The sequence below is a fragment of the Tabrizicola flagellatus genome (genome assembly GCF_008271465.1).
Classification (GTDB): Bacteria; Pseudomonadota; Alphaproteobacteria; order Rhodobacterales; family Rhodobacteraceae; genus Tabrizicola; species Tabrizicola flagellata.
The window spans coordinates 610,649-631,844 of sequence record NZ_VMDU01000001.1 but is presented as its reverse complement, the minus strand read 5'-3'; the positions used below and the strand labels follow the sequence as shown (position 1 = coordinate 631,844).

Here is a 21,196-nt window from a genome sequence, read left to right as displayed (position 1 = left end):
TCTCAGGTTGGGCAGACTCTACATCACAGCGAGGGAACTTCCGGGGGGCAGGTCAAGCCCATCCCGCACAACCCTCGAAAACAACGAGAAAATCCGGCCGCAGCCGGATCGGGAGAACGCTTTCACGAGGGCAAGTGGCGGAGGGGACGGGTCGGGCGTCGGACCTTCTCCACCTCCGTCCCGTCGTCTGCACTTGCGTTGCCCGGCTCACGAGGCGGCCAGGCTGCCGGGCGTGTAGCCGTAGCTGCGGAGGAAATGGCGGTTGAGGTGCGACTGGTCGGCGAAGCCGCAGGCAGCAGCGACCTCGGCCAGCGGCAAGCCCGCACCGATCAGCCGACACGCCATATGCAAGCGGCGCTGGGTCCGGTAGGCATGCGGGGGCAGGCCGGTCGCTGCACGGAAAGTCCGTAGGAAGTGGAAGCGGTTCAGGCCGCAAAGTTCGGCCAGATCGGCGAGACGCCAGTCCGCCGCAGGGTCGTCGTCGATCGCCTGGCGCGCTGCAACGACGGCCGGCAGCACCGGTCGGGTGTGGCTGGCGCAGCGATCCGTCAGGGCGGCGACGGTCTCGGCCAGCAGGCTTTCGACCGCGAGCGGATCGGCGACAGAGGCGGCTGCCGCCGCCTGCAGGGCGACCACGGCGCGCGCCGTCGCCGGATCGTCGAGCACCGGATGTGCCAGTTCCGACCCGGGCGGCAGCCCGACCGACTCGAAGCCTGCGGCAAGCACCGCGGGGCGGAAGAAGAGCATGCGCCAGCGCCGCGGACCGCCCACCGGCAGGCCGTCGTGCACCTCGCCGGGATTGACGGTGATGACCTGGCCGCGCTCGGCCCGCACCTGCCCGCGGCCGCTGGCCGAGTCTTGCGCGCCGGCTAGCAACACGCCGATGCCGAACTCTTCGTGCGTGTGCCGCCCGAAGGCGCGCGAGGAGTCGGCCTCGACCGCCAATACACCGGAAAGCGAGGTGCGAATGGGGCGGATCGCTTCCGCGGACGGTTGAGGATCGGAGTATCGCGGCACGGATGGATCTCCTTCGGCGAGGGTGCCGCGACCCTTGCCCGGCAACTCCCAGCGCAATTTCGTTCAAGACCGACGGCTTTGCAATCCGGCAAGCAGCGGCGGAAAAGGAACCTAGCAATGCCGCAAAGAACTCTCGGTTACATCCTCCTGGCGCTGGCGATGGCGACGGTGGGGACGACTGTGATCGCCTCGAAGCTGATTGTTGACGCGATCCCCCCCTTCACCGCCACCGCGCTTCGTTTCGCGTTGGCGCTGCCGATTCTGATCCTGCTGATAGCCGCACGCGGGGTGCGGCTGCCGCGCCTGCGGCCGGCGACTTGGGCGCTCCTCGCCCTGCAGGCAGGTGCAGGGAGCGCGGGCTACACGGTGCTGCTGATCTCGGGGCTTGCGCTTCTGCCGGCGACGGATGCGGGCGTGGTTATCGGCACGCTGCCGGCGGTGACGGCGCTGTTCGCCGTTCTCGTCCTCGGCGAGCGGCCGCAGCCGCGGACGGTGCTGGCGGTGGCCTGTGCGACCTTCGGCGTCATGGCCGTCGCATGGCAGGGGGGCGGGCCAGGGTCGCTCGCCGGCATCGCGCTGGTGCTCGGGGCGGTGCTCTGCGAAAGCGCCTTCATCCTGATGCAGAAGCGGATGGGCACGCCGCTTTCGCCCCTGCCGCAGGCCACGGTGATGACCGGGCTCGGCCTTGTGCTGACCCTGCCCTTCGCGCTGGCAGAGGCGCCGGGGGCGGGCCTGCCGCCCATCGCGCTCGCCGCCGTCGCCTGGTATGCGCTGGTGCCCACGGTGGGTGGGTTCCTGCTCTGGTATGCCGGGGCGGCGCGGGTGCCGGGGGCCGAGGCGGCGGTCTTCACCGCCGTCGCGCCGGTGACGGCCGTCGCCCTGTCGGTGCTGGTGCTGGGCGAGCCTTTCGGCCCGGCGCAGGGGCTGGGGCTCGCGGCCGTGGCGCTTGCCGTCCTGATCCTCGCGCGGCCGCGGGAGCGGGAGGTGCGGCCGTGACCGCCCGTTTCGCACATGACCCTGCGCTCCTCGCCCGATTCCCCGCGCTGCGGGTAGCGGTGCTGGTCGCGGAGGGGCTCGACCGCCTCGCCCCCGCGGCCCTCGACCCCGCCCCCTTCGCCGACCGCGCCCGCGCCCGCCTGGCCCGCGCCCCCGAGGGCGAATGGCCCGAAATCCGCGCCTGGCGCGCCGCCTATGCCGCGATGGGGCTGAAGCCCACGCAGGTGCGCTGCGCGTCAGAGGCGCTCTTGCGCCGCCTGCGGCTGGAAGGTGCCCTGCCGCGGGTCGGGCCGCTGGTGGATCTCTGCAACGCCGTCTCGGCGGCCTTCGGCCTGCCGCTTGCCGTCTTCGACTTCGACCGCATCGCGGGCGACCTGACGGTGACCTTCGCCGCGGGCGACGAGCCATTCGTGACCTTCGGCGGGGCGGAGGAGCGGCCCGCGCCGGGCGAGGTGATCTTCCGCGACGGGGCGGGGCTTGCCCATGCCCGGCGCTGGGCGCATCGTCAGGGGGCCGTCGCGGCGGTGACGGCCGGCACGCGGCGGGCCTTGCTGGTGGCCGAGGCGCTGCACGACGGGGCCGAGACGGATCTGGCGGCCATGGCGGCGGCGCTGGCGACGGGGTTGACCGCGGCGGGCGGCAGGGTGCGCGAGGCAGCAGTGTGGGAGGCGGGCGGATGAACCGGATAGAGCTTGACATCGCCATCGACGCCCCGCCTTCGCGGGTCTGGGCCTGCCTCACCGATCCGGCGGCGGTGCGGGTCTGGTTCGGGGCGCACATGGCGCTCGACGCCCGGCCGGGCGGCGGCTTCCGCGAGGTCTGGCGGGATGGCGCGCGCGAGGTCGTCACCGCGGGGCGGGTGCTGGACTTCGATCCGCCGTCGCGGCTGGTGCTCTCCTGGGCCGATGCGGACTGGCCGGCGGAGACGCGGGTGACGCTGGTGCTGAACCCGGAGGGCACGGGCACGCGGCTGCGCCTGACGCATGAGGGGTGGGCGGCGCTGGGGGACGGGGCGAAGGGCCTTGCCGCGGCGCACCGCGCGGGATGGCAGGCGCATCTGGCGGCGCTGGCTGCCCATGCCGCGGCACCGGCCGCCGGGGCGATCGCCCTGCGCGCGGGCCGGGCCGGGGAGGCCGGGGCGCTGCACGCGCTGGCCATCCGGTCCAAGGCGCATTGGGGCTACGACGCGGCCTTCATGGCACAGGCTGCGCCCAAGCTTGCCCTCGCCGCCGACCTGTTCGCCGCCGGGCGCGTGGCGGTGGCCGATCTGGACGGGCGCCCGGCCGGCGTGGCGGCGCTGCGCGCGCCCGATGCCGGGGGCGTGGCCGAGCTGAAACATCTCTTCGTCGATCCGCCCTGCATGGGCCGGGGCGTGGGCCGCGCGCTGCTGGACTGGGCGGCCGGGCGCGCCCGGGCCGAGGGCGCGCGCGCCCTGCGCGTGCTCTCCGACCCGCAGGCTGCGGGCTTCTACGCGGCGCAGGGGTTCCGCCACGCGGGCGACGCCCCGTCCGACGCCATTGCAGGCCGGATGCTGCCGGTGCTGGTCCGCGCGCTGTAAACGGCGACCGGCGGCCCAGGCCTCGCCGGGAAACGTCAGCGCAGAAGGTGCGCGTGGCGGTCGGCCGTGAAGGTCATCGCGCCCAGCACCTCGGCGCGCAGCCGCCCGCTGCGCACGCCCGGGTCTTCGGCCAGAAGCGCCTCGGCCGCCTCCGTCGTGGCCAGCGTCAGCAGGCCGAAGCCCAGCACGCCCGTTCCGGCCGGAAAGGCCGTGACATGCGCCAGAAGCCCGCGCTTCATCAGCGTGAACATGTTGCGCGCATGCTCCCATTGCAGATGCGCAAGCGCCGGATCGTCGAAGCCCGGACCCCGGTGCAAAAGGAAGCCGATGCCCGGTTGCGTGCCGGCCAGGAGCGCCCGCATCACGCTGTCGGTCACCTGATCGTCGCCCACCGCCCCGAGCGGGGATTGCAGGCCCACCAGGTTGCCCTCGGGGTCGAGGAACAGCGAGACCTCGCCGGCCTCGTCGGACAGGACGGTGGGCGGCATCACCTCCTGGGCGCCGGCAGCCAGCGCGGCGGCATGCATCGCGGCGATCCGGCCCCTGGCGTCGAGGTAGAGCCGCACGCCGTCGGCAGTGGGCACGCGCCCCGGCCCGGCCACCAGCGCCCCGGTGTTGAAGGGGTCGGCGGCGGGGAACATGGCATAGGTCTCGGGGCCGAAACCGGTCTCGGGCAGGTCCGCGCCCAGCAGTGCGCCCCAGAAGGCGCGGGCGCGGGCCATGTCGCGCACGGGGATCTCGGTCCAGTTGGAAAGGCGTCGCATCGTCCGGTCTCCTCTTGCTTGATCGACAGGGCGCAGTCTGGCGCGCGGCGCGGCGGCGGTCTTGCACGATCGGGAACCCGATCAATCGCGATAGAAGAGCTGTCCGAATGCGTTGCCCCGCGCGGCAAAGCGCGCCGGGGGAAGGCCGGTCATCGCCCGGAACACCCGGGTGAAATGCGGCTGGTCGTGGAAACGGTCGAGCGCCGCATCGACCATCGCGCGGGCGACCCCGTGGCGGGCGAAGTCGCGGTAGAGCGCCTCGAAGGCGAGGATGGTCTGCAACCGCGCCGGCGACAGGCCCACGTCGCGCTGGAACCGGGCCGAGAGATACCGGCGGGAATAGCCGGTGCGCTGCTCAAGCCAGCCCAGGTCGGAACCGAGACCCGCGCCGCGCATCAGCCGGATCGTCGCCTCGGCCAGCGTCTCGCCGCCCGGATCGCGGGCAAGAAGCCGCTTCAGGAGCCCCTGCTGCAACAGCATGGCGGCCTCGCGCGGGGTCTCGGCCGAGGCGATCCGTGCCAGCGGGACCGCGCCCGGGTCCGGCATCAGGTCGTCCAGGGCATGGATGCCGCGGGCCAGCCGCATCTGCGGCTCGGGGCAGAGCAGCGCGAGTCCCGTCGCGGTGAATTCGACCCCCAGCGTCACCAGCGGTTCGGCAGGTGCCGAAAGGACGGCGGGCATGTCCCACTGGCCCACCAGGCCCGCCCGGCCCGCGCCGAGCGTCCAGGTCCTGCCCTGGCCTGCGGCCGTCAGGTCGCCGCGCAAGGGCAGGATCAGCCGGGTGCGCCCGTTCGGCACGACCGTGCGCAGGTCGCCCGGCGGCAGGCCGGAGGCGCTTTCGAAGATCCACATCTGGTGGACGACGCGCCGCAGGGGCTGCGGCAGGGGCAGGCGGGTCAGGCGCATCTTGGGTCCGTGGGAGCGCGAAGCTGATGGCGAAAGTATATGCGAGGTGAGTCCTTGCGTCAAACAGGCCGGCGTCTGGCCTGTCGGACCAGCCATCGGGTTCTGCAGAGAGGCACCCCGTCGGGCATCCGACCTTGCGAAACCGCGCCATATCGCAGGACAGGGGGGCCGTCGCCGCCCGGCCTCAGCCCCGCCGCAGGCCGAACAGCGCCAGCGTGGCCAGCGCCCCCAGCCCCGCCGTCACCCAGAGCGCGCCGAGGCCCCAGGCCGCGAGTGCGGCGCCGAAGATCAGCGGGGCCGCGGCCTGCAGCACGCGCGCCGGCGCGTTGAGCCAGCCCAGACGCGCGCCATAGCCCGCCGCCCCGAACAGCGCGAGCGGCAGCGTGCCCTTGGCGATGGTCAGGATGCCGTTGCCCGCCCCGTGCATCAGCGCGAAGCCGTGCGCCGCCGGGGCGCCGAGCGCGGCGAGCCCCAGCGCGGCCAGCGGATGCGCCGCGGCGGCGAGCCGCGCCGAGACCAGCGGATGCAGCCGGCGCAGGAGCCCGAACTCGAGCAGCCGGGCGGCCACCTGCGCCGGGCCGATCAGCGCCCCCGCGGCGAGCGCAGCGGCGGGGCTGGCACCTGCCGCCTGCAACAGGCCCGGCAGATGCGCGGCCATGGCGGTGGAGGTGAACCAGGTCGCGGCGAAGACGAAGGCCAGGAGCGCCATCGCCAGCCGCGGCGGCGGGGAGGCGGCGGCGGTGCCTGCGGCCTCGGGTGCCGCTTCGGGCGGGGGCGTCCCGGCGGGGCGCGGCAAGAGCGCGTTCAAGGGCAGCGCGACCAGAAGGTGGATCAGCGCCCAGCCGAGGCAGGCCTCGCGCCAGCCCCAGGCGGCCAGCATCAGGCCCGAGAGCGGCCAGCCCACCGTGCTCGCGAAACCCGCGATCAGGGTGATGCCGGTGATCGGCCCGCGCGCCGCGCGCCCGTAGAGCCCGGCGAGCGTGGCGAAGGCCGCCTCGTAAAGTCCGATTCCCATGCCGATGCCCATGACCGCCCAGCCCGCAAACAGCACGGCCGGCGCGGGTGCCACGGCCATCAGCCCGAGCCCCACGGCGAAGACGAGGTTCGACGCCATCAGCACGCCGCGCCCGCCGAAGCCGTCGATCCGCGCCCCGGCCCAGGGGCCGATGACGGCCGAAACCGCCATCGCCGCCGAGAAGGCGCCGAAGACCCAGACCGGCGACAGGCCGAAGGCCGCGGCCATCGGCGCGGCCAGCACCGCGGGGATGTAATAGCTCGAGGCCCAGGCGATGGTCTGTGCGGTGCCGAGTGCTGCGACCACGGCGCCGCGGCGGGCGGGCGGCAGGCTCAGCAGCATGCGGCGGCCGCGGCGGGCACGGTCTCGGTCGGCGCGGCCGGGGCCGCATCGCAGCCGCAGCCGGCCTTGCCTTCGTCCTTCGCCGCCGCGTCCCGCGCGCAGCAGGCATCGGCCCGCGTCGCCGCAGGGCCGCCGCAACAGCCCGACGCGGCGGCGGCGGCCCTGGCCGGCTGCGGGGCGGGGCCGTTGCAGACGCCGGTCTCGGGCAGCGCCAGCTCCACCCGCGCCGCCGCCGCCGCATCCCCGGCCAGCGCGGCAACGATCGAGCGCACCTGCTCGTGCCCCGTGGCCAGAAGGAAGGTCGGTGCCCGGCCGTAGGACTTCATCCCGGCGATGAAGAATCCGGGCTCGGGATGGGCGAGTTCCGCCGCCCCGTGCGGGCGCACCGTGCCGCAGGAATGCAGGTTCGGGTCGATGAGGGGCGCGAGCGCCGGCGGGCATTCCAGCGCGGGGTCGAGCGCCACGCGCACTTCGCGCAGGGGGGCAAGGTCGGGGCGGAAGCCGGTGGCGATCACCAGCTCGTCCAGGTCGAGGCTGCGCCCGTCCTCGGCCTGCACGCGGATCGGCCCCGAGCCCGCGATGGCGGCCAGGCGGAAGCCGGTTTCCACGCGCACACGGCCCTCGGCGATCAGCCGCGCCATGTCGAGCCCCAGGGCCCCGCGCGCGGCCAGCCGGTCGGCCGCGCCGCCGCCCATCGCCCGGGCGGTGGTGGCCGCGCGGCAGAGCCAGACGGCACTGGTGCCCGGCAGGTCCGCCAGCGCGATCAGCGTGCCGATGGCCGAATGCCCGCCGCCCAGCACGCCGACCCGCCGCCCGGCATAACGGGCCCGCGCCGCCCCCGCCACATCCGGCATCCCGTAGCTGACGGCCGGGTTGCCCGCCTCGCCCGGCACCGGCCGCCCCGCGCCGCCCGGATTGGGCTGGAACCAGGTGCCGGTGGCGTCGATCACCGCCTCGGACCGGTACCGTTCGGGGCCTGCGGGCCCCTCGGTCTCGATCACGAAGGCCGCCGCGCCGCGCCCGGCGTCCCGCACCTTGTCGATCCCCTCGCGCGAAACGGCGACGACGCGCCGCCCGGGCCGGATCCAGGGCGAAAGCGACCGGCCGAGCGGCTCGAGATAGTCGCGCAGGAGTTCCCCGCCGGTCGGATGCGCCGCGGGGTCCGGCTGCTGCCAGCCCTCGGCCGCCAGCCGCCGCGCCGCCGCCGCGTCGATGTCGAAGCGCCAGGGCGAGAACATCGGCACATGCGCCCAGGCGCGGACGGCATGGCCCACGGCCGCGCCCTGCTCCAGCACCAGCGGGGACAGCCCGCGCTCCAGCGCATGGGCGGCGGCGGCCAGCCCCACCGGCCCGGCCCCCAGGATCGCCACGGTCTTGCTCATCGCTTCACTCCTTCATATTTTCTGGAAACATGGAAATTACAGGCACGCAAAAGCGCGGCCCCGGTTCAGGTCTGCGCTTCGGCGGCGGCGGGTTCGGCAGCGGGGGCGGCATCGGCGCAGCATTCCGCTGCCAGATCGCCGATCAGGCCGCGCATGGCGGCATAGTTCGTGCGGCAGATCAGCGAGGTGCCCGCGCGCTCCTGCCGGATCAGGCCGACCTGCACCAGCGCGCGGCAATGGTGCGACAGCGTCGAGGCCGGGATGCCCAGCCTCTCCTGCACCTGCCCCATCGTGAGCCCGTTGTCGCCCGCCCGCACCAGGGCGCGGTAGAGCCGCAGGCGGGTGGCATTGCCGAGCGCGGCCAGGCGGGCGGCGGTTAAATCGATGTCCATGGCGCGATTCCTTTTTCGGTATTTCTAGATTCATAGAACAACCTCGTCAAGCCCCGGCGTACGGCCTGTCAGACCGCACGTCCGGGCCGTCAGACACGGGCGCCTGCGGCCGGAACCCCCGCCAGAAGCCCCGCGGGCCACCGCATCGGGTGGCGACGGACATGAGGACAGGATCATGCGACTTCTCTTTCTTCTCGGCGCGGCCCTGCCGCTGGCGGCCTGCATGGCCGCGGGCGGCGGCACCGGCGCCGTCACCTCGCCCCATGGCCGGCCCGCGGGCCCGGCGCGGGTCGAGTTCACCACGAACGGCGGGGCGACCGCCGAGATGACCGTGACGCTGCCCGATGGCGAGGCGTTCCGCGGCCCCGCCGTGTCGGGCCGGCGCCAGGCCGGTCCGGGCCTGGGCTTCGGGCCCGGCAAGGGCGACGTCTTCATCACCGCGCCCGGCCGCGCATGGACGGGCGAGATCACCGCCGCCCTGCGCTCGGCCGCGGGGCGGACGATGGACTGCCGCCTGACCGAGAAGCGCACCGGTCTTGGCCTCGAAGGCGGGGCGGCGGGCCACTGCACCGTCTCGGACGGGCGGCGCGTGCAGATCGACATCCTGTGAGGCTGCCCGTGATGATGCGACTTTCCGTCAGCGCGCTCGCGCTTCTTGCCGCCCTGCCGGCCGCCGCCGACACCTTCGTCTTCGGCGACAGTTCGGTGGAGCAGGGCAACCTCTACGCCCGGCCCGGCTTCGACCGCACCGGCAGCCCCTACTACGAGAAGGACGGCTTCAGCCGGGAATCGAACGGCCCGGTCTGGATCGAGCATCTGGTGCCCGGCATCGCGCCCTCGGCCGGCGCCGGGGCGGGCGCCCGCGACATCAACTTCGCCTATTCGGGCGCGACCTCGGGGGAGGACAACATCGCCGGGCCGGTGGCGGGCACCGGCCTCGATGCCCAGATCGACGACTTCGCCGCCCGCGGCCTGCGCGGCACGGCGGACGACCTGTTCGTGGTCGCCATCGGCACCAACGACTTCATCCGCGATCTCGGCACCCGCGAGCGGACGGAAACCTTGCTGGAGATCCTGCTCGAGGTCGGCTTCAATTCCAAATCCGTGTTCAACGCCGCCTTCAAGCGCGAGACCGGGCTGACGCCGTCCGAATTCCGCCGCCGCGCGCTGGCCACCGACCGGGCGGACACGGGCCGATGAAGCGCCTCATGCTTGCGGCCCTTGCACTTCTCTGGGCCGCGTTCCCGCTGGGGGCAGAGGCCCCGGTGGCCCCGGACCCGCAGGCCATCGCCGCCCATGTCCGGCAGGCGCTGGACCGCGACCGGGTGCCGGGAGCTGCCGTTGCGGTGATCTGGCAGGGCGAAGTCATCCTTCTGGAAGGCTTCGGCACAGACGGCGCGGGCTGGCCGGTCACCCCTCGCACCGGCTTTCGACTGGGGTCGATGAGCAAGGCTTTCACTGCCCTTGCCGTGATGCGGGCGGTCGAGGCGGGGCAGCTTTCGCTCGATGCGCCGGTGCAGTCGGTCCTGCTCGATTTCGCGCTGTCTGATCCGCAGGCGGCGGCGCCCATCACTCTGCGCCAACTTCTGGCTCAGACAAGCGGGCTGCCGCGCACTGCCCCGCGCGCCGCGCTCGACGCGCCGCTGGCCGACCACGTAGCTGCGCTCGCCAAAGCTGAGCCCGCTGCGGAACCGGGCGAAAAGCACATCTATTCCAGCCCGAACTACCTTGTCGCGGCCCGGATGCTGGAGGTCGCGACGGGCGCCCCCTTCGCAAGCGTGCTGTCCGAGACGGTCCTCGGGCCCCTCGGCCTGTCCGACACGCTGGTGACGGCGGCCGATGACAGGGAGGGCCGCTTTGCCCCCGGCCATCGCTACTGGTTCGGGTTCCCCTTTGCCGCGCCCTTGCCCGAGGAGCCGGGGCGCCTGGCCACGGCGGGCGTCATCTCGACCGCCGCCGACATGGCGCGCTTCCTGCGCTTCCAGCTGGGCGACGGCGCCTGGGCAGGCGGAAGGCTGCTCAGCCCCGATCACATGGCCGAAATGCAGCGCGGCACCGCTGAAGGCGACGGGTTCCGCTATGCGATGGGCTGGCGTGAAAGTCAGATCGAGGCGTTCCGCGCCCTGCACCACGGGGGCATCCTGCCCGACTTCCGTGGCAAGATGGTGCTTCTGTGTAGATGAGCGTCGCCTCGTTCGGCGGACGATAATAGATCGTCCCGCGGCGCCCGTCGTTCCGGTGGTCATGGACGCTTGACAGCGGCCCGCCATGGCGAACTATCAGCATGATCGACGCGGGATGCGCGGGTGTGGCTGGCAGATCGAGCGCCTTGACTGTGCAGGCCGTCTTGAGCTGAAGAACCTTCGTGATCTTCCCGGCGAGAGCGATCTCGTCGATTGCCCCCGAGTTGAGGTTGACCGCCTTTTCGAGTTCCACTTCGAAGGCATCGTACAACTTGCCGTAGTCTCTGAACTTCCTAGCGAAATGGAAACTCTCGGCATCCTCGAATGTCTGGCGGGCGTTCAGGAAGGCCCAGATGCTCTTGCAGAGCGGATCGGGTTGCCGATCGAATTTGAGCGCTTGCTCGTCGGTGAGTTGCTGTTCCGTGATGGCCGTGAGGGAGTCGATGCCCTTGCCTTCTGCCAACGCAAGGACGCGACGGGATCGCTGCTCTGCGGGCCGCAACTCGTCCGGGTCGTACTCCGACAAGGTCTGAAGCAGGCCTTGCCGAAACTCATTCACCGCCTCTTCATCTGCCAGGTCGGGAAGCTCGGCAGGAAGGCCGAAATCGGGCTCGTTCTCGCCCTCCCTTACCGCGAGGACCGCTCTCGCAAGATCAACGCGGGCATCCTCGATCAGGCAGTGAACATGCGGACCGATCGGGGATGCTTTGCGCGCCATGAACTTACCTCGATGAACTACTGCTCTTAATTGATTCAACCTGCGATAATCATGGACAAATCCGTGATCGGCAAGTCATGATGTTCTCGCCCCGTTCGCATTTCTACATTTCGTTCCTCTGAGATGTCCCGTCCTCGACGGCCTAGTGGCTTTTGATCGGTAAGCACCACCGATCACGGCTACCAAGACATGAAACGCCCTAATCCTCTCCCGCCGGACCAGATGACGCCCGCAGAACGCCGCGCCGAGTTGTGCGGCCTGCTGGCGCTCGGGCTGGTTCGGTTGCGGATGCGGGATGGGCGGGAAGTATCTGACGATACTGGAGAACGTTGCCTACACTATCCGGCCGACCAATGCCGTCATGCAACCCCGAACCCAACGGAGACCGCATGACGACGCACGACCCCATCCCCGCGCGCCTGGCCGCGCTGAAGACGACCCCGACACCAGACCTGAAGAAGCAGTGGCGCGACCTGTTCGACAGCGAACCGCCGCCGTTCAACCGGCGCTACCTTGAATCCCGCCTAGCCTACCGCATTCAGGAACTCGCGTATGGCGGGCTGAAGCCCGAGACGATCCGGCGGCTGGAACGACTCGGCGAGGAACTGGACGGCGGCGACAGGAAGAAGCGCGGAATGCGCGCCGATCGTGACCGCCCGATCACCGGCACGCGGCTGCTGCGAGAATGGCAGGGCGTCGAGCAGATCGTCACCGTCACCACCGACGGGTTCGAATGGCAGGGGCGGCCCTACAAGTCGCTGTCTGCCATCGCCCGCGCCATCACCGGCACGCGCTGGAACGGGTGGGTCTTCTTCGGCCTTAAGAACCACAGGGGGCGGAGATGACGAAGCCACCCGAAAAATCGAAGGTCGTCCCCAAGCTGCGCTGCGTGGTGTACACCCGCAAATCCTCCGAGGAGGGGCTGGAGCAGGAATTCAACAGCCTCCACGCCCAGCGGGAGGCATGCGAGGCCTACATCGCCAGCCAGCGCTCCGAGGGCTGGGTGCTGGTCCGCGATCAGTACGACGACGGCGGCATCTCCGGCGGCACGCTGGAACGCCCCGGCCTCAAGCGTCTGATGGCCGACATTGAGGACGGGCTAGTCGATGTGGTCGTGGTCTACAAGATCGACCGTCTCAGCCGCTCGCTCGCCGACTTCGCCAAGCTGGTGGAGGTGTTCGACCGCAACGACGTGACCTTTGTCTCGGTCACGCAGTCGTTCAACACGACCACGTCGATGGGGCGGCTGACGCTGAACATCCTGCTGTCCTTCGCCCAGTTCGAGCGCGAGGTGACGGCCGAGCGCATCCGCGACAAGGTCGCCGCCAGCCGGAAGAAGGGTATGTGGATGGGGGGCGTGCCGCCCTACGGCTACCGGGTGGAAAACCGCAAACTGCTGGTGGACGAGGAAGCCGCCGCGCACGTCCGCTGGATCTTCGCCCACTTCCTCGAGATCGGGTCGGGCACGGAGCTGGCGAGAGAGATCGCGAAACGCGGCATTCAGACGCCGCGCGGCAACCGGATCGACAAGAAATACATCTACCGGATGCTGAGCAACCGCGCCTACATCGGCGAGGCGGTGCACAAGGGCGACAGCTACCCCGGCGAGCACGACGCCATCATCGACCGCGAGACGTGGGACAGCGTCCACGCCATCCTGCAGGAGAGCCCGCGCAAGCGTGCCGCGCGCACCCGCGCTGAGACGCCCGCACTGCTGAAGGGGCTGCTGTTCGGCCCGGGTGGCGCGGCCTTCTCGCCGACGCATACGCGCAAGGGTGGGCGGTTGTACCGCTACTATGTCAGCCAGACAGTGCTGAAGCATGGCGCTGGATCCTGCCCCATCGGCCGCGTGCCAGCGGGGGAGATCGAGGCCGCGGTCATTGACCAGCTGCGCGCCGTGTTCCGCCAGCCGGAGATCGTGGCCGGGACGTGGAAGGCGGCGCGCGCCCATGCCGCCGGAATGACCGAAACAGACGCCCATTCGGCCCTCCAGCAGCTGGATCCACTGTGGGACGAACTGTTCCCCGCCGAGCAGGCACGAATCGTGGCGCTGCTGGTCGAGCGGGTGGACATCGGCACGGATGGGCTCAACGTTAGGCTCCGCGTCGACGGACTCAGTAGCCTCGCTCGCGAGATGCTGGCCGGCGGGATCGGAGTAGCCGCATGACCTGCCCCGCAGCCGAAACCATGACGCTCCATGTCCCGTTCCGCATCGTCCGGCGCGGCGGGCGGAAGGTAATCGCCCTCCCCGACGGCGCGCAGGCCCCGCGGCGGCCCGACGACGCCCTCGTCAAGGCCCTTGCGCGCGCCTTCCGCTGGAAGCGTATGCTGGAAGCCGGCGACTTCGCCACCATCGCCGAGCTTGCCGAGCGAGAGGGCATCGCGCCCTCCTACCTCACACGCGTCATGCGCCTGACGCTGCTCGCACCCGACATGGTGGCGGCGATCCTCGACAGCAGGCAGGGACCGGGGGTGACCTTGGCCCGGCTGATGAACGGGTTCCCGGAGGAGTGGGAGAGCCAGCGGAAGTCTTTCTGACATTTTCGGCACTTCCAGTCCAATGCTCGTCTTGATCCCGAAATCATCGCGTGATTGCTTGGGCTTGATCCAGTTCTTCTGGAGATTGCCAGCGTTACAGTCGGGAGGGCATTGTGCCGGGGCCTCAGGTTGATGGATTGGTTGAACGAATTCGCCAGGCGCTGCCTCGGCATGGCAATCTCGAAAGCGCGGTTGCTGCCGTTCGCGCAGAACTCGACCTCCTCTCCCCCGGGCTTGCGGCTCATCTGTGTGCTGAAATCGACGAAGCGGCCGCCATCGTTGCCCGCGAGTTCGAACAGATCGAGATTCTCCACAGCCACTCGGTGATCAGGAAACGGCCGGAATGGTACTTAGGCCCGAGACCGACGGACCTGCACTGGCCTGCCGTGAAGTCCTTCCTTCTCAACGAGAAGAAGTGGCACGAGGACGACGTGGGCGGCATTGATGACGCCTCGAACGAGGTGGTCTCACTTCTCGAGAACCCGCGGGATCCGGCGAGGGGCCAGTTCTCCTGCCGCGGACTGGTCGTCGGCCACGTCCAGTCGGGCAAGACTGCGAACATGACGGCCGTCATCGCCAAGGCACTAGATTCAGGCTACGACACCGTGATCGTCCTCGCCGGTCTGACGAACAAGCTGCGCCATCAGACCCAGCTCAGATTGTATTCCGACCTCGTTCGGCGCAATCCGCTTAACTGGCAGGTGCTCACGTCGAACGAGGTGGACAGGGATTTCCGGGCACCGCCTCAGGGCGGTTTCCTCTCCCATTCCGACAAGGCGCAGCTGGCCGTCATCAAGAAGAACGTTTCGCCCCTGGGGGAATTGCGCAAGGCCATCCGGGAGACATTGCCGGCCGTGTTGCAGCAGCTCCGGGTTCTGGTGATCGACGACGAATGCGACCAGGCAAGCGTGAACTCGGCGCGGGGCGAGCTCGACATGACGGCCATCAACCATCGCATCCGGGAACTTCTCGGCCTTCTCCCGGCCGTCACCTACGTCGGCTACACTGCCACGCCCTTCGCGAATGTGCTGATCAACCCCTATCGTGTCGACGGCCAGGAGCTCGACGACCTCTATCCACGGGACTTCATCACGGCACTGCCGAAACCAGATCGGTACTTCGGCACCGAGCGTCTGTTCGGGAAGACGCCGGTCGACCCGGAGGACGTGCGGCCCGACGAGGAAGGGCTCGACATGATCCGCGACGTGCCGGATGAGGACGAGGCGGGGCTGCAGCCGCGCAGCAGGCAAGAGCGCGACGCCTTCCAGCCTGCCATGACGCCGAGTCTCGAGGCCGCAATCCTCTACTTCCTGGCGTGCTGCGCCGCTCGGCGCGCCCGCGGACATGGGGACCAGCACATGACGATGCTTGTGCACACATCCGCCTACGTTCGTGCGCACGAGCGGGTTGCGGCGCTGATCGAGGGCTGGGTCGACGTGCACAGCAAGGATCTTGTCGATCCGGCATCGGACATCGGATCCCGGCTCGGTCGGGTCTGGGACGAAGAACAGGGACGCGTGCCGGACGACCTAACTGATGCCAGGCCGGTCACACTGGAAGATGTCTTCCAGTATCTGCCGGAAGTGCTCGAAGGCATCGAGTTCCCGGTCGAGAACGGCGCAAGCGACGACAGGATCGATTATTCCGGCGGGCCGAAGACCTACATCGTGGTCGGCGGCTCCATCCTCGCTCGGGGCCTGACCCTCGAAGGCCTGATGGTCAGCTATTTCCTGCGGACGGCAAACCAGTACGACACGCTCCTCCAGATGGGACGCTGGTTCGGCTATCGGCCCGGCTACGAGGATCTTCCGCGGATCTGGATGCCGCGCGGCCTGAAGCTGAGGTTCAGGGCACTTGCCTCCGTCGAGCAGGAAATCAGGGAGGACATCGAGCAGTATCGGCTCCGCGACCTCACGCCGATGGACCTGGCGGTCCGGATCAGGGCAATTCCCGGCATGGCGATCACGGCGGCAAACAAGATGCGCGGCGCGAGGCGCTGTGCTGTCAGCTATTGGGGAACCCATCGCCAGACGTTCCGTTTCGCTCACACTGACGCTGGACTGCTCGAAAGAAACTGGGCAGCAGGCAGCGAACTTGTCAGCCGTATCGAGGCGCTTGGCCTGCGTGATCGGGACGCAGGGGAGCGCAAGCTCTGGCGCAACGTGCCGAGGTCGTCCGTCCGCAGATTCCTCGAGGCCTATTCCGTCGAGTCCTCCCAAGCGGACCTGCTGCCGGCCATGCTGGTACCGTTCATCGACGGGCCGGATCCGCGCCTTTCATCATGGAACATCGGTATCGTCGAGTCCGGCCGCGGTCGCGAATCCGATGCTCCTCTCGGCACGATCGGTTCCGTCAGGACGGTCAACCGCGCAAGGTTGAATGACACGAACGGAATCGCGGACATCAAGGCGCTCATGTCGAGACGCGATGTGGTTTTCGACTGTGCCGGCGATGTCGGAGGCAACGGAAGCTGGGAGGAACTCAAGGCGGCGAGGTTGGACGCGGTGGGACAGGTTCCGCTTCTCCTGCTCTATCCCATCGCGCGGGACTCGCGCCCCGAGCGCGAGAGCAAGGCGAGAGTGCCGCTCGATGCCGTGCATGACGTGCTCGGCATCGGGATCGTCTTCCCCGGATCGGTCACGGAGGGCGGGAACTTCGTCTCGGTGGAGCTGCAGCCGCTGTCGGCCGAGGAAGTCGCTGCGATCGAGGAGGAGGAGGCCGCGCAGACGGAGGCAGCAGGTGTCTAGACCCAAGCAGGAGAGCCCGGCGCAGGGACGCTGGAATGTCCTTCGGGCAGGGCACATCGACGGAGAAGGTCTCGGCATCCCCTCGTTGCCTCTTCGCGCAACGACGAAGGCGGGGCCTGTCCGGCTGGCCGTCGGTTCCGGCGGGGAGGCGCGGCTGCTGGTGCCGCTTGCGGCGGGCGAGACGATCAGTGCTCTCGAGACGGGCAGTGCCTTGAAGATCGGCTTAACGACTCTCACGAATGGGCAACGCGCGATCCGGTTTCTCGATGTCATCTGCACGTCGCCGGATCTCGAAGCCGTGTTCGGCGAGGTCGTGGATGACATCGTCCGCCGTCTAGCCGACCGGAAGGACGGGGTCGCGGCTGTGGCTGGTGCGCTCGATGACTTCCGCGAACTTCTCGTCCCGCCAGCAGGGAGAGAGATCGACAGACCGCGGGTTGTCGGCCTCGTGGCCGAGCTGGTCGTGTTGAACCGGCTCCTCGACATTTCGCCTTCGGCCTGGCGCTGCTGGCGCGGACCGGCGGGAGACCGGCACGACTTCCGGGCCAGAGACGTCTCGCTGGAGGTCAAGGCATCGCTCGGCGCTGGGGCCAACGAAGTCACCATCAACGGCATCGATCAGCTGGAACCGCCTGCGGGCGGATCTCTGCACCTTGCGCATCTGGTCCTCGAGGCGGTCGAGGGCGGCCTTCTCACCGTGGCTTCTCTCGGAGACAGGGCCTTGCTGCGCGCCGACGACCCTGCGGGACTGCGGGCGCTGCTCGCGGCCGTCGGCTGCACGGATGTGCATGACGCCGCATGGAACCGTTTCGCATTCAGGGCGGAGGCAGAACGCCTCTATCGTGTCGGCCCAGGTCTTCCCCGGATCGTGCCTTCGAGCTTTGTCGGCGGAAGGATCCCTGCAGGTATTGTTGATGCGACCTACAGGATCGATCTCGGGCATGCTACCGACGCAGAATGCCCGCCGGCGGAATTCGCCTCACTCCTTCAGGAATTGTCCGGATGACCTTGAGCCCGCTCGAGCTCCATTCCGAACCTTACGGTTCGACCGGAAACATCGGCGAGAACTTCCGCCGTCTGCTCGGTGCACCAACGCTCGATCCGTTGCAGACGGTCATCCGGGAATCTGTCCAGAACATTGCCGACGCCGCGCGACCGGGCGTCGGGCCCGAGATCCTGATCAGGCTGCGGACTCTCTCGGACACCCAGCGCGAAATCCTTCGGAGCATCGTCCTTGCCGAGATTCCGGAGGAACCGCGTTCGTCCGCCACGATCTCAGGCCTCCTCGAGGCCGAAAGTGCGGTCGTACTCGAGATCTGCGACTTCGGCACCGTGGGGCTTGGCGGCCCAACGCGGTCGGACCGGATCCCGGTAGGAACCGAACAGACCAACTTCATCGACTTCCTTCGCAACATCGGCACAGCTCGGGACACCGAGCAGGGGGGCGGCACCTACGGCTTCGGCAAGGTCGCCCTGTATCGTGCCAGCGCGTGCAGCACGATCATCGTCGACACGCTGCCCGACGGAGCCGGTCCGGAGGGGCGGCGCCTGATGGCATGCCATGTCGGCCGCTCCTTCGAAAAGCCGGAGAACGGGATGAGGAGGCGCTTCACAGGCCGTCACTGGTGGGGCGTCAGGGATCCGGCGGACGGGATCGCCGATCCGGCAACGGGTGATACCGCCTCGGCGCTGGCCGGTCAACTCGGTCTGCCGGAACGCGGCCCGGGCAGATCGGGGACCACGATCATGATCCTCGGCTTCCAGACCGACGAGGACGATCTGACGGCAACCGGAAACCGGATCGTCGAGACGCTGCTCTGGAATTTCTGGCCGCGGATGATGCGCGACGCCCCGGCGAAGCACCGCTTTGCCTGCAGTGTGATGGTCGAGGATCGGGAACTGCTCGTTCCGGCGCCAGAGGAATTCGCCCCATTCGATCTGTTGTGCAAGGCAATGACCGCGGCGCGGGCCCGCATGGGAAACAATGTTCGGCGGATCGAGTCCCAGAGGCCACAGAAGATCCTCGGCACGCTCGCCATCGAGAAGGGCCTGCGGTCGCCGAGACGCTACCTGACTGCGGACGAGGACGTCCGGCTTGTCCCCGAGCAGATGCACCACATTGCGCTGATGCGGCCCGTTGAGCTCGTCGTGAAGTATCTCGAGGGCAATCCGCTCCCCGACGCGCGGCTGGAATGGGCAGGCGTGTTCATCGCCAGCGACGAGGATGAGGTAGAGCAGGCCTTTGCGGATTCCGAACCGCCTGCCCATGATGACTGGGTTCCCGACAACCTGCCGAAAGGCAACGAAAAGCGCTACGTCAACATAGCGCTGAAGCGCCTGAAGGAAATCGCCTCCGAGATGGGCATGGAGCCGATCTCGCGAAGGCCGGGGGACGGATCCGGTCCACCGCTTGCGCGCCTTGCCGGGCGCCTTGGGGCTGTGCTCGAAAACGTCGGGGGCGACGGCGCAGGGCGGCGTCGCAGTTCGGGTGGTTCAGGAGGCGGGCGACCCTCGAGGGCGCGGGCAAGTCGTCCCGTGTTCGAGCGCCTCGAGGCTGGCGATGCCGTGCGTATTGCCGTCTTCCTCACGGAGGTGACGCAGGACGCGCGGCGAAGTGGCGCGAAGCTGATTGCTTCAGCCTCCGTGGCAGTGGAAGGCGCGACGCTTGGACCAGTCGACGACACCGTCGGCAGGCCTGAAGTTCTTTCCGTCAGGTGGCTGGACGGAAAGGCAGAAACCGCTGGCGACACCATTGACCTTGGCGGCCGGGAAGGACGGTTCGAGATCCGTGTCCGTGTGCCGGATGATTGCGCGGTGACGGCCGATGCGGATGTCATTCCGGAGGTCGGAACATGAATCGTCGGGTTGCATTCCCGTTCCTCACGCTGACCGAGGCGGCCGTGGAAGCCTCGGCGTGGGAGATTTCCCTTGACGGCGTCGAATGGTCCGCCGCGGGCGAGTTCCTTCCCCACTGGGACAGCGCGAGCGACATCCGAATTCGAAGGACGTTGCACCTGGATCCCGAACGTGCAGCGTCCGATCTCGGGATCCCGGTCCATCAGCTCGTTGTGGCGGCCTCGGTGAGGATAGGGACGGGTCAGGGCAGGCTACCCCGCCAGGTCCTTTCCCGCACGCGTCGGGAGCTTCGTTCGGGAGAGACCTCATGGGAGTTCGAGCAGACCATCGAGGGCCGCCGGCTTTCGATGATCCTCGACCTGCAGACGGAATTCCATTTGGCGAATGCCCCCGCAGAGACCTCGGCGCTGTCACCCGTCCATCCCGGTGACCGGCTCTGGTCGGAGACTATTCGGGTCAGGCTCGAGGGTGAGGAGCCCCGCTTCCCCATAGAGACGGTAGACCTCGCGCAGATGCTCGGTGGTGGAATTGCGGGTGCTGCGCCGTGGCACCTGCACTGGTCGCCGGGGGACTGGACGCGCGATTTCCACGGAGCGGTACGTCTTTACCTCAATGCGAAGTCCGGCGAGACCCTTCAGCGGATCGAGGACGAGGACCCGGTCACGATCCAGTTCCTGCTTGGCGACGTCATGAGTCAGATCTGCGAGCGGTTTCTTGCCGACCCCGAAGCCGAGACGATGATGGATGCGTCGGAGCCGAGGTCGCTCGGCGCCCAAGCCGCAACGTGGCTGCGCAAGGCGTGGCCTGGCAAGGACGCTTCCTTCATCCGCTCTGTCCTCGAAAGCCGTCCCGGCGTCTTCCGCTCAACCATGCTTGCGCTCGCGGAGCCGGGAGTTCCGGAATGACGTTTCTGCTTCCAAGACTGCCCGGTCCGGCCTGCGACGTCATCGTTCGCAGGTTTCTCGAGCATGGCCCGTCCGCTTGGGCGGGCTTTCGCCCCGATGATCTTCCTGATCAGGTACGCTTTGCCGCAACCGGCGGCGCACCCGTCCCTGCGGCGTACCTTGCATCCGTGCGGCAGGACCTCGTCGCAATTGCCCGGAAACATGGGTTTGGACAGCAAGACGCCCGGCAGTCCCATGCCGGCTTCGATGCCGATGCCGCCGCCTGGCTTGCTCGATCCGACCTCTTCACTACCGGCGAGGCCCTCCGGGATGATGTCTGGGCGTTCGTTGCCGCTGTCATGGCCCCGGACATCACCTACTGGCGCTTCGGCAGCTCGACAGAGCGCTACGCCGGGGGTGTGCGCAATACCTTCCAGAGGCTCTGGATGCGTGGTCGTGCACTCGACCGGGGGCCGGGGCATCCCGAGCGCTGGGGATTGCTGGAGGCGCTGACCGAGGATGCCCTCGTGCAGATTACCGAGCGACCGAGCATCGGGGGCGATCACGTTCTTGCCCTTGCCGTAGCAGAGGCATGGCTCCGCGCTGCGCGCCATCATGGCAAGGGGGCCATGGAGGACATCATGCGTCGCGCGATCCTCCGCATCCGGGTCCGCAACGAGATCAGGTCCCTTGCGGACCTGCCGCGGGGCGATCTCGCCAGTTTCCTCGACGGGGTTTTCGGCGTGCCCGATCAGTCCGCCCCCACTCGAGGCGGAACGTCGGGGATCCTGGACAGCCCCGACGCCGCACCTGGCAGGCGATCGGAAGACGGCAAACAGGTTGAGGTACTTGAGGCCGAGCTCTCGATGTCGGGGTCGAGCATGGCGGATGCTGCCCG

20 protein-coding genes and 1 pseudogene are annotated in these 21,196 nt (G+C 69.2%); 15 read left to right on the top strand and 6 right to left on the bottom strand.

The genetic code is table 11. The annotated features are described in order from the left end of the window. Positions 1-207 precede the first annotated feature (207 nt). Positions 208-1,074 carry a helix-turn-helix transcriptional regulator gene (locus FL625_RS03050; RefSeq protein ID WP_200833860.1) on the bottom strand — a complete coding sequence of 289 codons (867 nt, stop codon included), beginning with the start codon at positions 1,072-1,074 and terminating at the stop codon, positions 208-210. Between the two features lie 60 nt (positions 1,075-1,134). Here FL625_RS03050 and FL625_RS03045 point away from each other — a divergent pair, with 60 nt between their 5' ends. From FL625_RS03045 to FL625_RS03035, 3 genes are read left to right on the top strand one after another with little or no spacing between them, the layout of a single operon-like run. Next, entirely contained in the window at positions 1,135-2,013 is an 879-nt protein-coding gene (locus FL625_RS03045) for a DMT family transporter (protein ID WP_149587121.1), read from the top strand. Continuing rightward, on the top strand, positions 2,010-2,693 hold the full coding sequence (locus FL625_RS18470) for a B3/B4 domain-containing protein (protein ID WP_200833859.1): 684 nt from the start codon (positions 2,010-2,012) through the stop codon (positions 2,691-2,693). Before FL625_RS03045 ends, FL625_RS18470 begins: the two co-directional genes overlap by 4 nt. Beyond that, complete coding sequence (locus FL625_RS03035) at positions 2,690-3,571, top strand: GNAT family N-acetyltransferase (protein WP_149587120.1); 882 nt, start codon at positions 2,690-2,692, stop codon at positions 3,569-3,571. The genes FL625_RS18470 and FL625_RS03035 overlap by 4 nt, the downstream gene beginning before the upstream one ends. A gap of 35 nt (positions 3,572-3,606) precedes the next feature. On the opposite strand, the gene FL625_RS03030 is transcribed toward FL625_RS03035, so the two are convergent. The 5 genes from FL625_RS03030 to FL625_RS03010 form a co-directional block, all read right to left on the bottom strand. Further along, the gene (locus FL625_RS03030) at positions 3,607-4,335 is read right to left on the bottom strand and encodes a VOC family protein (protein ID WP_149587119.1); all 729 of its coding nucleotides are present in this window, start codon (positions 4,333-4,335) and stop codon (positions 3,607-3,609) included. A gap of 81 nt (positions 4,336-4,416) precedes the next feature. Further along, positions 4,417-5,241 (bottom strand): AraC family transcriptional regulator, encoded by an 825-nt coding sequence (locus tag FL625_RS03025; RefSeq protein ID WP_149587118.1) that lies wholly within the window; start codon positions 5,239-5,241, stop codon positions 4,417-4,419. A 184-nt stretch (positions 5,242-5,425) separates the two neighbouring features. Continuing rightward, entirely contained in the window at positions 5,426-6,598 is a 1,173-nt protein-coding gene (locus FL625_RS03020) for an MFS transporter (RefSeq protein ID WP_149587117.1), read from the bottom strand. Then, positions 6,589-7,980, bottom strand: coding sequence for an FAD-dependent oxidoreductase (locus FL625_RS03015; RefSeq protein ID WP_149587116.1), 1,392 nt, complete (start codon positions 7,978-7,980; stop codon positions 6,589-6,591). Before FL625_RS03015 ends, FL625_RS03020 begins: the two co-directional genes overlap by 10 nt. Before the next feature lie 65 nt (positions 7,981-8,045). Next, the gene (locus FL625_RS03010; RefSeq protein ID WP_149587115.1) at positions 8,046-8,372 is read right to left on the bottom strand and encodes an ArsR/SmtB family transcription factor; all 327 of its coding nucleotides are present in this window, start codon (positions 8,370-8,372) and stop codon (positions 8,046-8,048) included. A 175-nt stretch (positions 8,373-8,547) separates the two neighbouring features. Here FL625_RS03010 and FL625_RS18335 point away from each other — a divergent pair, with 175 nt between their 5' ends. The 12 genes and pseudogenes from FL625_RS18335 to FL625_RS18650 form a co-directional block, all read left to right on the top strand. After that, positions 8,548-8,982 carry a hypothetical protein gene (locus FL625_RS18335; RefSeq protein WP_235019293.1) on the top strand — a complete coding sequence of 145 codons (435 nt, stop codon included), beginning with the start codon at positions 8,548-8,550 and terminating at the stop codon, positions 8,980-8,982. 11 nt (positions 8,983-8,993) lie between these two features. Next, positions 8,994-9,572 carry a helix-turn-helix domain-containing protein gene (locus FL625_RS03005; RefSeq protein ID WP_235019292.1) on the top strand — a complete coding sequence of 193 codons (579 nt, stop codon included), beginning with the start codon at positions 8,994-8,996 and terminating at the stop codon, positions 9,570-9,572. Further along, positions 9,569-10,555, top strand: a complete 987-nt coding sequence (locus tag FL625_RS03000) for a serine hydrolase domain-containing protein (protein WP_149587113.1) — start codon at positions 9,569-9,571, stop codon at positions 10,553-10,555. The genes FL625_RS03005 and FL625_RS03000 overlap by 4 nt, the downstream gene beginning before the upstream one ends. An 85-nt stretch (positions 10,556-10,640) precedes the next feature. Continuing rightward, complete coding sequence (locus FL625_RS02995; protein WP_149587112.1) at positions 10,641-11,303, top strand: hypothetical protein; 663 nt, start codon at positions 10,641-10,643, stop codon at positions 11,301-11,303. A gap of 359 nt (positions 11,304-11,662) precedes the next feature. Beyond that, positions 11,663-12,118, top strand: a complete 456-nt coding sequence (locus FL625_RS02985; RefSeq protein WP_149587110.1) for a DUF2924 domain-containing protein — start codon at positions 11,663-11,665, stop codon at positions 12,116-12,118. Continuing rightward, complete coding sequence (locus FL625_RS02980) at positions 12,115-13,440, top strand: recombinase family protein (protein WP_149587109.1); 1,326 nt, start codon at positions 12,115-12,117, stop codon at positions 13,438-13,440. The genes FL625_RS02985 and FL625_RS02980 overlap by 4 nt, the downstream gene beginning before the upstream one ends. Then, entirely contained in the window at positions 13,437-13,811 is a 375-nt protein-coding gene (locus FL625_RS02975) for a helix-turn-helix domain-containing protein (RefSeq protein WP_149124014.1), read from the top strand. The genes FL625_RS02980 and FL625_RS02975 overlap by 4 nt, the downstream gene beginning before the upstream one ends. Before the next feature lie 137 nt (positions 13,812-13,948). Further along, on the top strand, positions 13,949-16,558 hold the full coding sequence (locus tag FL625_RS02970; RefSeq protein WP_200833858.1) for a Z1 domain-containing protein: 2,610 nt from the start codon (positions 13,949-13,951) through the stop codon (positions 16,556-16,558). After that, the gene (locus FL625_RS02965) at positions 16,551-17,564 is read left to right on the top strand and encodes a PD-(D/E)XK motif protein (protein ID WP_149124012.1); all 1,014 of its coding nucleotides are present in this window, start codon (positions 16,551-16,553) and stop codon (positions 17,562-17,564) included. Before FL625_RS02970 ends, FL625_RS02965 begins: the two co-directional genes overlap by 8 nt. After that, positions 17,561-19,414, top strand: a complete 1,854-nt coding sequence (locus FL625_RS02960; protein ID WP_149124011.1) for a hypothetical protein — start codon at positions 17,561-17,563, stop codon at positions 19,412-19,414. The genes FL625_RS02965 and FL625_RS02960 overlap by 4 nt, the downstream gene beginning before the upstream one ends. Next, positions 19,411-20,319, top strand: a complete 909-nt coding sequence (locus FL625_RS02955) for a hypothetical protein (RefSeq protein WP_149124010.1) — start codon at positions 19,411-19,413, stop codon at positions 20,317-20,319. Before FL625_RS02960 ends, FL625_RS02955 begins: the two co-directional genes overlap by 4 nt. Then, positions 20,316-21,020, top strand: a pseudogene (locus FL625_RS18650) (DUF6339 family protein); the annotation flags it as partial. The gene FL625_RS02955 and the pseudogene FL625_RS18650, both read left to right, overlap by 4 nt. Positions 21,021-21,196: the final 176 nt, after the last annotated feature.